At 62.0% G+C, this 14,435-nt stretch carries 13 protein-coding genes; 10 read left to right on the top strand and 3 right to left on the bottom strand.

The genetic code is table 11. The annotated features are described in order from the left end of the window. Nucleotides 1-134 precede the first annotated feature (134 nt). Together hisC and QA637_RS16340 are read right to left on the bottom strand one after the other, a co-directional pair. Nucleotides 135-1,190, bottom strand: a complete 1,056-nt coding sequence (hisC, locus tag QA637_RS16345) for a histidinol-phosphate transaminase (protein WP_283062347.1) — start codon at nt 1,188-1,190, stop codon at nt 135-137. Between the two features lie 6 nt (nt 1,191-1,196). Next, complete coding sequence (locus QA637_RS16340) at nt 1,197-2,108, bottom strand: polyprenyl synthetase family protein (protein WP_153436821.1); 912 nt, start codon at nt 2,106-2,108, stop codon at nt 1,197-1,199. Between the two features lie 209 nt (nt 2,109-2,317). Between QA637_RS16340 and mtgA the strand changes: the two genes are divergently transcribed. The 3 genes from mtgA (at nt 2,318) to rpmF (ending at nt 4,089) form a co-directional block, all read left to right on the top strand. Continuing rightward, complete coding sequence (gene mtgA, locus QA637_RS16335) at nt 2,318-3,019, top strand: monofunctional biosynthetic peptidoglycan transglycosylase (RefSeq protein WP_283064988.1); 702 nt, start codon at nt 2,318-2,320, stop codon at nt 3,017-3,019. Nucleotides 3,020-3,096: 77 nt separating this feature from the next. Next, nucleotides 3,097-3,744, top strand: a complete 648-nt coding sequence (locus tag QA637_RS16330; RefSeq protein WP_153436819.1) for a glutathione S-transferase family protein — start codon at nt 3,097-3,099, stop codon at nt 3,742-3,744. Nucleotides 3,745-3,903: 159 nt separating this feature from the next. Then, nucleotides 3,904-4,089 (top strand): 50S ribosomal protein L32, encoded by a 186-nt coding sequence (gene rpmF, locus QA637_RS16325; protein WP_012067326.1) that lies wholly within the window; start codon nt 3,904-3,906, stop codon nt 4,087-4,089. A 257-nt stretch (nt 4,090-4,346) separates the two neighbouring features. Here the strand turns inward: rpmF and phaR are convergent, their stop codons facing one another. Next, entirely contained in the window at nt 4,347-4,925 is a 579-nt protein-coding gene (phaR, locus tag QA637_RS16320) for a polyhydroxyalkanoate synthesis repressor PhaR (RefSeq protein ID WP_153436818.1), read from the bottom strand. A 224-nt stretch (nt 4,926-5,149) separates the two neighbouring features. Here phaR and QA637_RS16315 point away from each other — a divergent pair, with 224 nt between their 5' ends. From QA637_RS16315 to QA637_RS16285, 7 genes are all read left to right on the top strand, one after another. Then, the gene (locus tag QA637_RS16315; RefSeq protein WP_153436817.1) at nt 5,150-6,331 is read left to right on the top strand and encodes an acetyl-CoA C-acetyltransferase; all 1,182 of its coding nucleotides are present in this window, start codon (nt 5,150-5,152) and stop codon (nt 6,329-6,331) included. A gap of 191 nt (nt 6,332-6,522) precedes the next feature. After that, entirely contained in the window at nt 6,523-7,248 is a 726-nt protein-coding gene (gene phbB, locus QA637_RS16310) for a beta-ketoacyl-ACP reductase (protein WP_153436816.1), read from the top strand. Between the two features lie 701 nt (nt 7,249-7,949). Next, the gene (locus QA637_RS16305; RefSeq protein WP_153436868.1) at nt 7,950-10,916 is read left to right on the top strand and encodes a helicase-related protein; all 2,967 of its coding nucleotides are present in this window, start codon (nt 7,950-7,952) and stop codon (nt 10,914-10,916) included. Nucleotides 10,917-10,923: 7 nt separating this feature from the next. Continuing rightward, a complete protein-coding gene (locus QA637_RS16300) occupies nt 10,924-11,334 on the top strand; it encodes an RNA-binding S4 domain-containing protein (protein ID WP_153436815.1) in 411 nt (136 codons plus the stop codon). 298 nt (nt 11,335-11,632) lie between these two features. After that, nucleotides 11,633-11,971: a ferredoxin FdxA gene (gene fdxA / locus QA637_RS16295; RefSeq protein ID WP_153436814.1), complete on the top strand. Its 339-nt coding sequence runs from the start codon at nt 11,633-11,635 to the stop codon at nt 11,969-11,971. Nucleotides 11,972-12,383: 412 nt separating this feature from the next. Further along, nucleotides 12,384-12,953 carry a CarD family transcriptional regulator gene (locus tag QA637_RS16290; RefSeq protein ID WP_136505337.1) on the top strand — a complete coding sequence of 190 codons (570 nt, stop codon included), beginning with the start codon at nt 12,384-12,386 and terminating at the stop codon, nt 12,951-12,953. A 458-nt stretch (nt 12,954-13,411) separates the two neighbouring features. Next, nucleotides 13,412-14,278 carry an RNA polymerase factor sigma-32 gene (locus tag QA637_RS16285; protein ID WP_153436813.1) on the top strand — a complete coding sequence of 289 codons (867 nt, stop codon included), beginning with the start codon at nt 13,412-13,414 and terminating at the stop codon, nt 14,276-14,278. Nucleotides 14,279-14,435: the final 157 nt, after the last annotated feature.

The raw sequence follows: 14,435 nt of genomic DNA, 5'->3' as shown, positions 1-14,435 counted from the left end.
GCCACTCCCTCTCTCCCTGCAGGCGCCTGGAGAGGGCAGTTCGGCGGCCCAGTACCCTCTCCCCGCGGTACTGGGTGAGGGGCAAAACGAGCCGTTCGCCTGTTGGCGCTGTCCCGTCCAATCCGGGGCCAGCCTCAGAGAATCTCGTCGAGCGCCGCGACCAGTCTCGCGCATTCCTCGTAGGTGCCGATGGTGATGCGCAGGAAATCCGAGATCCGCGGCTTGGCGAAGTGGCGGACGATCACCGCGCGTTCACGCAGTTTCGCTGCCAGCGCTTGGCCCGCGTGGTCCGGGTGACGGGCGAAGACGAAATTTGCCTGGGATGGAAGGACCTCGAAGCCGCGCTTCTTGAGGTCGCTTGTCAGCTTCTCCCGCGACGCAATGATCTTGCCGCGCGTCGCCTCGAACCAGGCCTCGTCCTTGATTGCGGCGATCGCGCCGGCCTGGGCTGCCCGTCCGAGCGGATAGGAGTTGAAGCTGTCTTTGACGCGTTCCAGCGCCTCGATCAGATGCCGCTGGCCAATCGCGAAGCCGACCCGCAATCCGGCAAGTGCCCTCGACTTCGAAAAAGTCTGCACGACGAGCAGGTTTTCGTATTTCGGAACCAGAGCGGACGCTGATTCGCCGCCGAAATCGACATAGGCCTCGTCGATTACCACGGGCTGGTCGGGGTGCTCGGCGACGAGCGCCTCGATCTCGGCGAGCGGCAGGCCGATGCCGGTGGGCGCATTGGGGTTGGGAAGAATGATTGCGCCGGCGGGACGACGGTAGTCGGGGATGTCGATGCCGAAGGCGTCGTTGAGCGGTACCTCTACCGCGTCGATGCCGAAAAGCCCCGCATAGGTCGGATAGAAGCTGTAGGAGATATCCGGATAGAGCAGCGGCCGATCGTGTTTCAGGAGCGCGGCAAAACTGTGCGCCAGCACTTCGTCGGAACCATTGCCGACGAAGACTTCCTCCGGTTCGATGCCGTATCTCGCGGCGACCGCTTTCCGAAGGTCGAGCGCGAGCGGATCCGGATAGAGTCTGAGGTCGGCGCTTGCCGCGGCCCGGATCGCCTCGATCACCTTGTCGGAAGGCGCGTACGGATTTTCGTTGGTGTTCAGCTTGACGAGGTTCGCCATGCGCGGCTGTTCGCCCGGCACATAGGGTTTCAGCGCGGAGACGATAGGCGACCAGTATTTGCTCACGGGGCTCTAACTCCTGCGGTTGGCGATGAAGCGGGCGGTCTCGACGAGGATGGCCGAGCGGGCGCCATAGGGCTGGAGCAGATTTTCCGCCTGCGCCACCAGTTCCTCCAGTTCGCGCTCGGCCCAGGCCTGGCCGTGAAGCGCCACGAGCGTGCCCTTGCCACGCGCGGCGTCCTTGCCGGTGGCCTTGCCCATCGCCTGAGCATCCGCCGTCAGGTCGAGCAGATCGTCGGCGAGCTGGAAGGCGAGGCCGATCTTTTCGCCGAAGGCGCGCAGCCGTCGCCGGTCCTCGTCCGACGCATCGGCGATGATCGCACCCGCCTCGCAGGCGAAACGGATGAGCGCGCCGGTCTTCATTGCCTGCAGCGTGACAATGCCGGCCTCGCCGGGCGCCGATTTCTCGGCGGCGAGGTCGAGCGCCTGCCCGCCAGCCATGCCGCCGTGTCCGGACGCGCGCGCAAGCGCCAAAATCAGCGCCGTCTTTTGCCGGTCCGGAAGCGGCGTTTCCGGTGCGGCGATGATATCGAAGGCGAAAGTCAGCAGGCTGTCACCCGCCAGAATGGCAGTCGCCTCGTCGAAGGCGATGTGCACCGTCGGCTGCCCGCGTCTCAAATCGTCATCGTCCATCGCCGGCAGGTCGTCGTGGACGAGCGAATAGCAATGCACGCATTCGAGCGCGGCGCCGATCCTGAGTGCCGCATCGGCGTCGCCCCCGAGGAGCGCGGTAGATGCGCTCACAAGAAAGGGCCGCAGCCGCTTGCCGCCGTTGAGCACGCCATGGCGCATCGCGGCGAGCAGGTTTCGTGGCCGCGCGATTTCATCCATGCCGACGACCGGCCCCAGAAGGTCGGAAAGCAGTTCTTCCACGGCCAACGCATTGGCCTTCAGGTGTGCGGAAAAGGATGACGTCTCTTTCATGCTGCGCTCTTTGGCATGCGAGAGAGAGGCTTTCAACGGGCATTCGCGTCGCAGCTGCCTGCTTTATATGGGATGAGCGTGCAAGCGTCTTGCCTTTTGTAAGAAACGCCATTCAACTTTGCTCACCCATGAAATAAGAGAGGCGGATGGACAAAGAGGTGGACAGTCAAAGCGTGGACGTCGTTCCGGAAGCGTTGGAGGAGGGCCAGATGTCCGCCAACCGCTGGCCTGCCGCGTGGCAGGCGAGGTTCCGCCGCCTCGTTCTTGCCGTCCTTGCCCTCTTCGTGCTGCCCTATGTGCTGATCGTCTTCTATGCCCTGGACTTCGTTCGGCCGATCTCGACGCTGATGCTGCGCGACCTCGTGCTGCTGCGCGGCTTCGACCGGCAATGGGTTGAGTTCGACGACATCGACCCGGTGCTCGTCCAGTCGGTGATGATGTCGGAGGATGGCCAGTTCTGCTCGCATGCCGGCATCGACTGGAACCAGATGCGCGGCGTCGTCGAGGATGCGCTCGACGGCGAACAGACACGCGGCGCAAGCACGATCCCGATGCAGACGGTCAAGAACCTGTTCCTCTGGAACGGCCGTTCCTTCGTCCGCAAGGCGCTGGAGCTGCCGCTCGCGATCGTCGCCGATTTCGTCTGGAGCAAGCGCCGGATGATGGAGATCTACCTGAATGTCGCCGAGTGGGGCGACGGCATCTACGGCATCGAGGCCGCCGCGCGGCACCACTTCGGCGTTTCGGCCGCCAAATTATCGCGCCGACAGGCTGCCCTGCTCGCCGTATCGCTGCCCAACCCGATAGACCGCAACGCCGGCAAGCCCGGCCGGGGCTTGAGGCGTCTTGCATCGCTCATCGAGCGACGCGCCAGCCGGTCCGGCGGTTACATCACATGCCTTTATGATTGAGATGACAGCAATTCATTGGCCTCGCCGTCATTGATGTGGCAAGCCTGCGCCTCACAACGCAGGTGGGAGACACGCGCATGACGAAGCTCGTCCTTTATGTCGGCAACAAGAACTATTCCTCCTGGTCGCTTCGACCGTGGCTGGCGCTGGAAGCCTGCGGGGTTCCGTTCGAGGATGTCGTCATTCCCTTCGATTTCCCCGCTGGGAATCCGCGCTTCCGCGAGATCTCGCCGACGGGACGCGTGCCGGTGCTCCATCATGGCGATGTCCGTGTCTGGGAATCGCTGGCGATCATCGAATATGTGGCGGAGCTCTTCCCCGAGGCCGGGCTCTGGCCCGAAAACCGCGAGGATCGCGCCCGCGCCCGCAGCTATTCGGCGGAGATGCTCTCAGGCTTCCGGGCGCTGCGCGGCGCCTGCCCGATGAACATTCGCCGGCCGCGCCGGGCAATCGCGCTGCCGGACGATGTCCGGGCCGACGTCGCTCGCATCGAAGAGATCTGGCGGGAATCGATCGCCCGCTCCGGCGGACCGTTTCTCTTCGGTCGCTTTACGGCGGCGGACGCGATGTTTGCCCCGGTTGTCAACCGCTTTGACGTCTACGAGCTGGTGACAGAGCCCGACACGCTTGCCTATATGGATGCCGTCAAGACGCACCCGGCCTTCCGCAAGTGGGAGGAGGCGGCGAGGGCCGAGCCCTGGATCGTTCCGGAGGACGAGGCGTGAAGCTTCCTCGCGCCGCGCCGAGTCGAAAAAATATAGCGGGGGACTGGTCAAACCGTGGTTGGCCATGTATAAGCGCGCGAAATTTCCGAGATCGACATCTGTTTGACCCGGCCATTTTCGGCTGCTGAACAGTGTTTTGCCCGATAAGTGGAGAATGAAATGGCTGTACCGAAAAGAAAAACGAGCCCGTCCAAGCGTGGCATGCGCCGTTCCGCTGACGCCCTCAAGGCTCCGACCTACATCGAAGACAAGAACTCCGGCGAACTGCGCCGTCCGCACCACATCGACCTGAAGACCGGCATGTACCGCGGTCGCCAGGTGCTGACGCCGAAGGAAAGCGCATAAGCGCTGCCGTTCGCAGATGAAGTTCAAGGGCTGGCTTTGCCGGCCCTTTTTCTTTTGTGGCGGCAGGTGTGGTTGGATTTTTGAGTGGCGCTCGCGCCTTGTCCTGGCCCCTCATCCGGCCTGCCGGCCACCTTCTCCCCGCGAGCGGGGCGAAGGAGACTCGCGGCAAGCGCCAGCCCGAAGTCCCCTCTCCCCGCCTGCGGGGAGAGGGGACGGGTGCAGGCACATGCAAAATCGGTGCGATCGCTGGAGCCACTTCAGCCCAGATTGTCGAGCTTTGTCTGCAGGGCGCGCAACTGTTCCTTGAGCTCGTCGATGTCCTTGGCCTCAGCCTTCTTCGTTTCCTTGGCCGGCGGGGAGGCCATGAAGGGCGAGAACATCTGCATGGCCTGGTGGAACATTTCGGTGTTGCGCCGCACCTGCTCCTCGACCAGTTGCAGCGGCACCTGCAGGTTCTTGCCAAGCGGGGTGTCGCCAAATGCCTTGTTGATCTGCTCGCGCATCTGCGCCTGCTGTTCGGTGAACGCCTGCATCGAATGTTCGAGGTAGCTCGGCACCACCATCTGCATCTGGTCGCCGTAGAAAGAGATCAGCTGGCGTAGAAAGGAAATCGGCAAGAGCGTGTTGCCGGTCTTCGATTCCTGCTCGAAAATGATCTGCGTCAAGACGGAGTGGGTGATGTCTTCGCCGGACTTCGCGTCCTGCACCACGAACTCTTCACCCTTCTTTACCATCACGGCCAGGTCGTCGAGCGTTACATAGGTGCTGGTCCCGGTATTGTAGAGGCGCCGGTTCGCATATTTTTTGATAACGATCTGGCCTTCGTTCTTCGCCATCAGGGTCTCCTCTTACCCATCGTCCCGTCTTTATTGTATTTTTTAGAGTATCCGCAAAATCGAGGCTCTGACAATCTCTTTGTGCAATGCGGCGACGCACGTGCGAAATATGGTAACCGCGCGAATCGTGAAGCTTTTGCGGCGGTGCATCAATGGGTTTGACTTGCGCTCACGGCTTTGCCAGTCTGGGTACATCAGGCAAACGAAATATGAGGAAACGTCCCATGAACAATCCCTCCGTCGTGATCGCCAGCGCGGCTCGCACCGCCGTCGGATCCTTTAACGGTGCCTTCGGCAACACTCCTGCGCACGAGTTGGGCGCCGGCGTCATCAAGGCGGTGCTCGAGCGGGCGGGCGTCGACGCTGGGGAAGTGGACGAGGTGATCCTCGGCCAGGTTCTTCCTGCGGGCGAAGGGCAGAACCCGGCCCGCCAGGCAGCGATGAAGGCCGGCCTCCCGCAGGAAAAGACGGCTTGGGGCATGAACCAGCTTTGCGGTTCGGGCCTGCGCGCCGTGGCGCTCGGCATGCAGCAGATCGTGGTTGGCGATGCGGATATCGTCGTGGCCGGCGGTATGGAATCGATGTCGATGGCACCGCATTGCGCGCATCTTCGCGGCGGCGTGAAGATGGGCGACTTCAAGATGATCGACACGATGATCAAGGACGGCCTGACCGACGCCTTCTACGGCTACCACATGGGCATCACCGCCGAGAACGTCGCCCGCAAGTGGCAGCTTACCCGTGAAGAGCAGGATGAATTCGCGCTCGCTTCGCAGAACAAGGCTGAAGCCGCGCAGAAGGCCGGCCGTTTTGCCGACGAGATCGTGCCCTTTATCGTAAAGACCCGTAAGGGCGATGTGACCGTCGACCAAGACGAATATATCCGCCACGGCGCAACGCTCGATTCCATGGCGAAGCTCCGCCCCGCATTCGACAAGGACGGAACGGTGACCGCCGCAAACGCCTCCGGGCTGAACGATGGTGCAGCCGCGACATTGTTGATGACCGAAGCGCAGGCGGAAAAGCGCGGCATCCAGCCGCTCGCCCGCATCGTTTCCTGGGCGACGGCCGGCGTCGATCCGCAGATCATGGGGACCGGGCCGATTCCGGCCTCGCGCAAGGCGCTGGAGAAGGCGGGCTGGTCTGTCGGTGACGTCGAACTCGTCGAGGCCAACGAGGCCTTCGCGGCACAGGCTTGCGCCGTCAACAAGGACCTCGGCTGGGATCCGTCGATCGTCAACGTCAATGGCGGCGCGATCGCGATCGGCCATCCGATCGGCGCTTCCGGTGCCCGCGTTCTCAACACCCTGCTGTTCGAGATGAAGCGGCGCGGCGTTTCCAAGGGGCTTGCCACCTTGTGCATCGGCGGCGGCATGGGCGTAGCCATGTGCGTCGAGCGCCTGTAGCCCGGCCGCAATCCAATGCAGCAGGCCGGCCGAACAGTTTTCCGGTGCATTCGCCGGTCCGCTGGCCTGCTGTCCCTATATGACATCGGCGAAATTGATCGAGCAATTGATCGAGTAGCTGTGGCCCGTTTATGCCGGGGCACATGCCGATCACCTATGCAAAATTGAAATCAACCTTGTGGGAGGCGAACATGAGCAGGGTAGCGTTGGTTACAGGTGGATCCCGCGGCATCGGTGCGGCCATTTCGGTGGCTCTCAAAGCGGCGGGCTATGCGGTCGCCGCAAACTATGCCGGCAACGACGAGAAGGCCCAGGCCTTCAAGCAGGAAACCGGCATCCCCGTCTACAAGTGGGATGTCTCCAACTACCAGGCCTGCGCCGAGGGCATCGCCAAGGTGGAGGCCGATCTCGGGCCGGTCGACGTCCTCGTCAACAATGCCGGCATCACGCGTGACGCGATGTTTCACAAGATGACGCCAGAACAATGGGGCGAAGTGATCAGCACCAATCTGACCGGCCTCTTCAACATGACCCATCCGCTCTGGTCGGGCATGCGCGACCGCGGCTTCGGACGCGTGATCAACATCTCCTCGATCAACGGTCAGAAAGGGCAGATGGGCCAGGCGAATTATTCGGCGGCAAAGGCGGGCGATCTCGGTTTCACAAAGGCACTCGCCCAGGAAGGCGCGGCAAAAGGCATTACCGTCAACGCGATCTGCCCCGGCTATATCGGCACCGAGATGGTAAGGGCGGTGCCGGAAAAGGTGCTCAACGAACGAATCATCCCGCAGATTCCGGTCGGGCGCCTCGGTGAACCGGAAGAAGTTGCGCGTTGCGTCGTATTCCTCGCATCCGACGATGCCGGCTTCATCACCGGCTCGACGATTTCGGCCAACGGCGGTCAGTTCTTCGTCTGAACCTGGCAAACGCCAGGACATTGTCATCTCTCGCGGCGCCTTTCGGGGCGCCGCTTGTGTTTCACGTCAGCGAAATTTGCCGGCTCGATGCAATGGTTAACGACGCAGCCTTGCGGCGTGCCGATCGGAAAAATCGGAACGCAATTCTATTGATCTGCGAGTACGAGGGCCACTATATGTTGTGGTGAACAAAACGAGAAAGCTGGCGCGTCAGCGATTCGTCGCCGATTCGTTCCGGCTTTGATCGAAAGGTTAATGCGGCGATTCTTATTCCTCGACTCGCCGAGTCCGAAAACGAATCCGGGTTAAAATTTTCTAAACTTTCCAGAGTCTTGGATTCGGAATCCTTGATGGCAATTAATGCTCTGGAAGGGAAAGTTAACGGCGCCGGCGGCATTCGTTTGCACGATGTTCCGGCAGATTCAGCATGTGGTGCGACTCATGCCGCGGCAATCTATATATAGCCGTGAACATACAGTGAATCGAGGCGAGTCAGCGATTCGTCGCTGATTCGTTCCACGGCTGTTCCGAGTGTTAATGCGGACGGCACCAAATGTGGCTCGGGGAGGAGGCCGCAAACGGTTTTAATTGCCCGCGCCCCTTGCGTTTGGCCCTGCGCGTGGGCATGTGTTCCCCGCCGGCACGCGAAAGCGCGCGGGCTCGTTGAGAATGCCAGGATCGGTGAAGTGTCCTTTCAATCCATGATCCTGAGTGGTCGCGGCGTGACCGCGGTGCTCGGGCCAACCAACACCGGCAAGACCCACTATGCGATCGAGCGCATGGTAGCCCATGAGAGCGGCGTCATCGGCCTGCCGCTGCGGCTGCTTGCGCGCGAGGTTTACACGCGTCTCGTCGAGAAGGTGGGCCACCACAATGTCGCGCTGATCACGGGTGAGGAGAAGATCGCGCCGCATCGGGCGCGCTATTCCGTCTGCACCGTCGAAGCCATGCCGCGCGAAACGACGGCGTCGTTCGTGGCGATCGACGAGGTGCAGCTGGCCGCCGACCTGGAGCGAGGCCATATCTTTACCGACAGGCTGCTGCATCTGCGCGGCCGCGACGAAACGCTGCTGCTCGGTGCCGCGACGATGCGGCCCATTCTCCAGCAGTTGCTGCCGGGGATCACCTTCATCGAGCGTCCGCGCTTGTCGCAGCTTCTCTATGCCGGATCGAAGAAGATTACCCGGCTTCCGCACCGTTCCGCGATCGTCGCTTTCTCGGCCGACGAGGTCTATGCCATCGCCGAGCTCATCCGACGCCAGCGCGGCGGTGCCGCCGTCGTGCTTGGGGCGCTGTCGCCTCGCACCCGCAACGCGCAGGTTGCGCTTTACCAGGAGGGCGACGTCGAGTACCTTGTGGCGACCGATGCCATCGGCATGGGGCTTAATCTCGACGTCGACCATGTCGCGTTTGCGCAGGACCGCAAGTTCGACGGTTACCAGTTCCGCAATCTCAATCCGGCAGAGCTTGCCCAGGTGGCAGGACGGGCGGGCCGGCATGTGCGGGACGGGACGTTCGGCGTCACCGGACGCGTCGATCCGTTCGAGAATGAGCTCGTGCATCGCGTCGAGTCGCACGAATTCGATCCGGTCAAAGTCTTGCAGTGGCGTTCGAAGGCAGTCGACTATTCTTCGTTGAAGGCGCTCAGGAAAAGTCTCGAGGCAGCGCCGGCCGTTGCCGGCCTGACCCGTGCCCTTCCGGCCGTCGACCAGCAGGCGTTGGAGCATCTGATGCGTTATCCCGAAATCGTGGACGTCGCCACCACGTCCGAGCGGGTCGAGACGCTGTGGGAGGCCTGCGCCCTGCCCGACTATCGGCGCATAACGCCGGCGCAGCACGCCGACCTGATTTCGACGATCTACGCCGATCTCGTCCGCGATGGCACGGTCAACGAAGACTTCATGGCCGAGCAGGTCCGCCGCGCGGATCACACAGATGGCGAGATTGACACACTTTCGGCGCGAATTGCGCAGATCAGGACTTGGACCTATGTGTCTAATCGGCCCGGATGGCTTGCCGATCCGACACACTGGCAAGAAAAGACGCGGGAAATCGAAGATCGATTGTCCGACGCGCTACATGAAAGGTTGACGAAACGCTTTGTTGATCGCAGGACATCTGTGCTCATGAAGCGCCTGAGAGAGAATGCGATGCTGGAAGCTGAAATCAGTGTGAATGGTGATGTCTTCGTCGAGGGGCACCACGTAGGCCAATTAACCGGTTTCCGGTTCACTTTGGCGGCCGGTGGTGAAGGGTCTGATGCGAAGGCCGTGCAGGGTGCTGCCCAGAAGGCGCTCGCGCTGGAATTCGAGGCGCGCGCCGCACGCCTGCATGCGGCCGGCAATGGTGATCTTGCGCTTTCGTCGGATGGCCTCGTACGCTGGCTCGGCGATCCTGTGGCACGGCTCGCCGCGAGCGATCACGTCATGCGTCCGCGCGTCATCCTGCTCGCCGACGAGCAGCTCCAGGCCAATGCCCGCGAGCATGTGCTCGCCCGGATCGAACGCTTCGTGAACCACCATATCGGCACGATATTGAAGCCGCTTGACGATATCTCCCGTGCGGAGGACCTCGAAGGTCTCGCCAAGGGCCTGGCTTTCCAGCTCGTCGAGAATCTCGGTGTGCTCTTCCGCCGCGACGTCGCCGAGGAGGTGAAGTCGCTCGACCAGGACGGTCGCGCTTCCATCCGCAAATACGGCGTTCGCTTCGGCGCCTATCACATCTTCCTGCCGGCTCTTCTGAAACCGGCGCCAGCGGAGCTCATCACGCTGCTTTGGGCACTGAAGAACGACGGACTCGACAAGCCCGGCTATGGCGAACTCATTCCGATGCTTGCCGCCGGCCGTACCTCCGTCGTCACCGATCCGTCTTTCGAACGGACATTCTACAAGCTCGCGGGCTTCCGCTTCCTCGGCAAACGCGCCGTGCGGATCGATATCCTCGAGCGGCTCGCCGATCTCATCCGTCCGCTCCTGCAGTGGAAGCCGGGCGCAGAGCCGCGTCCTGATGGCGCCTATGACGGCCGCCGCTTCATGGCGACGACCGCGATGCTGTCCATTCTCGGTGCAACGCCCGACGACATGGAGGAAATCCTGAAGGGCCTTGGCTATCGCGCCGACAGCGTGACCGCCGAAGAGGCGGCCGCTTTCCTCGCAAGCCAGAACGGCGATGCGACCCCGGCGGAGACGCCGGTCGAAACTGTGGCAACCGAGAACGCAGATACGGATGTGAAGGGCGAGATTGAGCCGGCCGGTGTGGCGCAGACGGACGCGGCCGCGGCCGAAGCAACCGACGACGCGCCGGCGGAAGCAAGCCCGGCGGAAGAGCCTGCCGAAGTAAGGCCCGTGCTCCTCTGGCGTCCCGGCACGCGCCAGGACAACCAGCGCCAGGGCGGCCGCCACCAGGGTGACCATCGCCGTGGTGGCCAGCGGCATGGCCAGGGTGAAGGCAGAGAGGGTGGCCGCAAGGGCGGCGCGCCCATGCGCGGCAAGGCACAGGAGAGCAGACCGGGCGGCGGCCAGCGCAAGGATCGGCCCGATCGCCACGACCGGGGCGCCAAGCCCGGCGGCCAGAAGTTCGAGGGACGCCCGCCACGCAAGGAAAAGCCGCTGGATCCGGATTCGCCCTTTGCGAAACTTGCCGCGCTCAAGGAGCAACTGAAAAAGTAGGAAGGCAATGGAGAAACAGCCAGCGTCTGCGCCCGCACCTCGTCAGCGGCTCGACAAGTGGCTGTTCTTCGCGCGGCTGATCAAATCGCGCTCGCTTGCCCAAAAGGCGATCGAGGCCGGTCATGTCGCGATCAACGGCGCGCGGGTGACGCAATCGTCCGCTCAGGTAAAGGCCGGAGATACGCTTGAATTGGCACTCGAGCGGCGGGATCTCGTTCTTCGCGTGCTCTTGCCCGGAACACGGCGGGGGCCCTACGAAGAGGCCCGCCTGCTCTACGAGGACCTGACCCCGCCGGCCTCGTCCCGGAGGCTCACGGCTTTTGAGCAGGCGACGCGTGAGCGAGGTGCCGGGCGACCGACGAAGCGGGAGCGGCGCGATACGGATCGCCTTAAGCCCGATTTCGGCGAGGACGATTGAGCCGCGGGCGGCGGTCACCATGCCGCCTGGCCCGTGAAAAATCGGCGAAATCAACGATTTTGGATCGAAGCGATCGAAAATCATTCCACTCTGGAAAACTCTGCCTGCTTCCCGGCAAACGGCGCATGGATTATTCTTGCAAAGGGCCCTCAAAGCCGTTACCTGACAAACCACGTTGAATGGCATTCGGGGTCTGCTTCGGCAGCTATGCGCGCCGGACATTCCTAGCATGCACGGACGATGGGCATCACCATTGGTTGCCGTCTGCCATCAAATGTGAGCTTGGCTGGAGTACCTCATGACGTATGTCGTGACCGACAATTGCATTCGCTGCAAGTATACGGACTGCGTGGAAGTCTGCCCGGTGGATTGCTTCTATGAAGGGGAGAATTTCCTCGTCATCCACCCGGACGAGTGTATCGATTGCGGGGTGTGTGAGCCGGAATGTCCGGCCAATGCGATCAAGCCGGATACCGAGCCGGGGCTCGACATGTGGTTGAAATTGAACGCTGATTTTGCGACGAAGTGGCCGAATATCACGGTCAAGCGGGATCCTCTGCCCGAGGCGAAGGAGATGGACGGCGTCGAGGGCAAATACGACAAGTATTTCTCTGCCGAGCCGGGACAGGGTGACTGAAGCAATCGTCCGTGCTTGGTTCGCCGGCGCTGACGAACGGATACAAAGCGAGGGCCGAAATCTGGGGAAATCCGGCCTCAGCCTCACAATTGTGTGCGTGGTGGCTTGATCGCTGCCATGCAGCAAATTATTGATTTGCGCACTTTTTTGTGATAGCTTCCTGTTACTGATCCACCGAGGGTGTTTTTGCGCGCCCGAAAACCATCACGAAAGCAAACGATCTCCACGGCGCGGCTCTTTCCCAAATAAGCAACGTTCCGTTGCCTGTGACCGCGTTCCATGAGGCCATTTGCGTTCCGTTGGACGGACCAGGATTGACCCCACCCGGCGGTATCCCCGTCTATCCCGGGCCTGACCGACCCGGCCCCGGCCTTTGAGAGGCCGGGTGCGCAATAGGGAGTTTTTGAAACGAATGACGACCCAGCAGAAAAAATCTTCAACGCGCCAAGGCTTCAAGACCGGTGAATCGATCGTATATCCGGCTCACGGTGTTGGCCAGATCGTTGCGATTGAGGAGCAGGAAGTCGCTGGCATGAAGCTCGAGCTTTTTGTCATCGATTTCGAGAAGGACAAGATGCGTCTCAAGGTGCCGGTGGCGAAAGCCGTCAGCATCGGCATGCGCAAGCTGTCCGAAACCGATTTCGTCGATCGTGCGCTGAAGGTCGTGCAGGGCAAGGCACGCGTGAAGCGGACCATGTGGTCCCGTCGTGCCCAGGAATACGATGCCAAGATCAATTCCGGCGATCTCATCTCCATCGCGGAAGTGGTGCGCGATCTCTATCGCGCGGAAAACCAGCCGGAACAGTCCTATTCCGAACGCCAGCTTTATGAGGCCGCTCTTGACCGCATGGCGCGCGAAATCGCTGCCGTCAACAAGATGTCGGAAACGGAGGCGGTACGTCTCGTCGAAGCCAACCTGAACAAGGGGCCGAAGCGCGGCAAGGCCATCGAAGAAGAGGATACCCAGGACGAGGCCGCTTAAGCCGCAGTCTCGGAAACAGAAGCCACGACCAAGAAGCCCGGCCCTCGCGTCGGGCTTTTTTTTGCTCGCATGGCTACTCTATGTTTCCATTGAGGATGGAAGCATGCAGAACTTCAAACGTGCGACAGCGGCCCTTGCGCGTCTGATAGGACGCGCGGCTGCATGCCTTGGCCGCAATGCAGAAACACCCATCCCGAAATCATTGCAGGCAAGGGAACCTTTTGCGCCGGCGCGCGTTGGGAAAGGCCGGTGCGAAGGTGTTCGCCTTTGCGGCCCGGACGATCTTGGTTCTGTGATCTCTCACCGTGTCAGGTTCGGATCTTCGATTTAGGGCGCTGCACCGGTTCTTCAAGTACGACCTGGCGCTCACCGTTTCCTGTCGCCGGATGCTCCGACAAGCGTTTGGCCCTTCGTGTTCAATCGTTAACGGCGCCCGGGCGCCAGCTACGGAGCGATCGATGAAGACCCTTACAGCAGACAGGCGCATGATCAAGATTGCCATGGACGCGCCCTATCTCGAACGCGACGAGGAGCATGCCCTGGCGCAGGCCTGGAGGGACAACAACGATCAGGAGGCGCGCAACAAGATTGCCATGGCGCACATGCGCCTGGTGATCGCCATGGCGGCGAAATTCCGCAGCTTCGGGTTGCCTATGAGCGATCTTGTCCAGGAGGGGCATGTCGGCCTGCTGGAGGCGGCGGCACGCTTCGAGCCAAGCCGGGACGTTCGCTTCTCCACCTATGCCACCTGGTGGATCCGCGCGTCGATGCAGGACTATGTGCTGCGCAACTGGTCGATCGTGCGCGGAGGCACAAGCTCGGCGCAAAAGGCGCTGTTCTTCAATCTCAGGAGACTGCGGGCGCGTCTTGCCCAAGGCGACCGGCAGCTGACCTCGCAGGCGATGCACGAGGAGATAGCCGCCGCGCTGGGCGTCAGCCTCGCCGATGTGCAGACGATGGATGCGCGCCTGTCCGGAAGCGACGCGTCTCTGCAGGCCCCGGTTGGCCACGGAGATTCGGATGGCGGCGAGCGTCTCGACTTTCTTGCGAGCGAAGCGCCGCTGCCCGATGAACAGGTCAGCGACATGATCGACGGCGAACGCGCGCGTCGCTGGCTTCATATCGCCCTTGGAGAGTTGAGCGAGCGCGAGATGAAGATCATCCGCGCCCGGCGATTGTCGGAAGACGGCGCGACGCTGGAGGAGCTTGGCGTCGATCTCGGCATCTCGAAGGAGCGCGTCAGGCAGATCGAGACCCGGGCGCTGGAAAAGCTGCGTGCCGCGCTCGCCGCCAAGGCGCCGGCATTGACGGCCGGCATGCACTGACTACGGCCATCGTGGCGCTCTACAGCGCCGCGCGTCCAATCGGACGCGCAAAGATCGTTGTAGTACTTTGATTTGCTGCATGATTCCTTAAATCGATTCCGATTTAAGGAATCATGCAGTAGTGCCGTTCAGGCCAAACCAATCAATGAATCGTCGG

The organism is Sinorhizobium terangae (assembly GCF_029714365.1).
GTDB lineage: Bacteria > Pseudomonadota > Alphaproteobacteria > Rhizobiales > Rhizobiaceae > Sinorhizobium > Sinorhizobium terangae.
The sequence above is the reverse complement of the archived record's forward strand: the minus strand, read 5'-3'. Positions and strand labels throughout refer to the sequence as shown.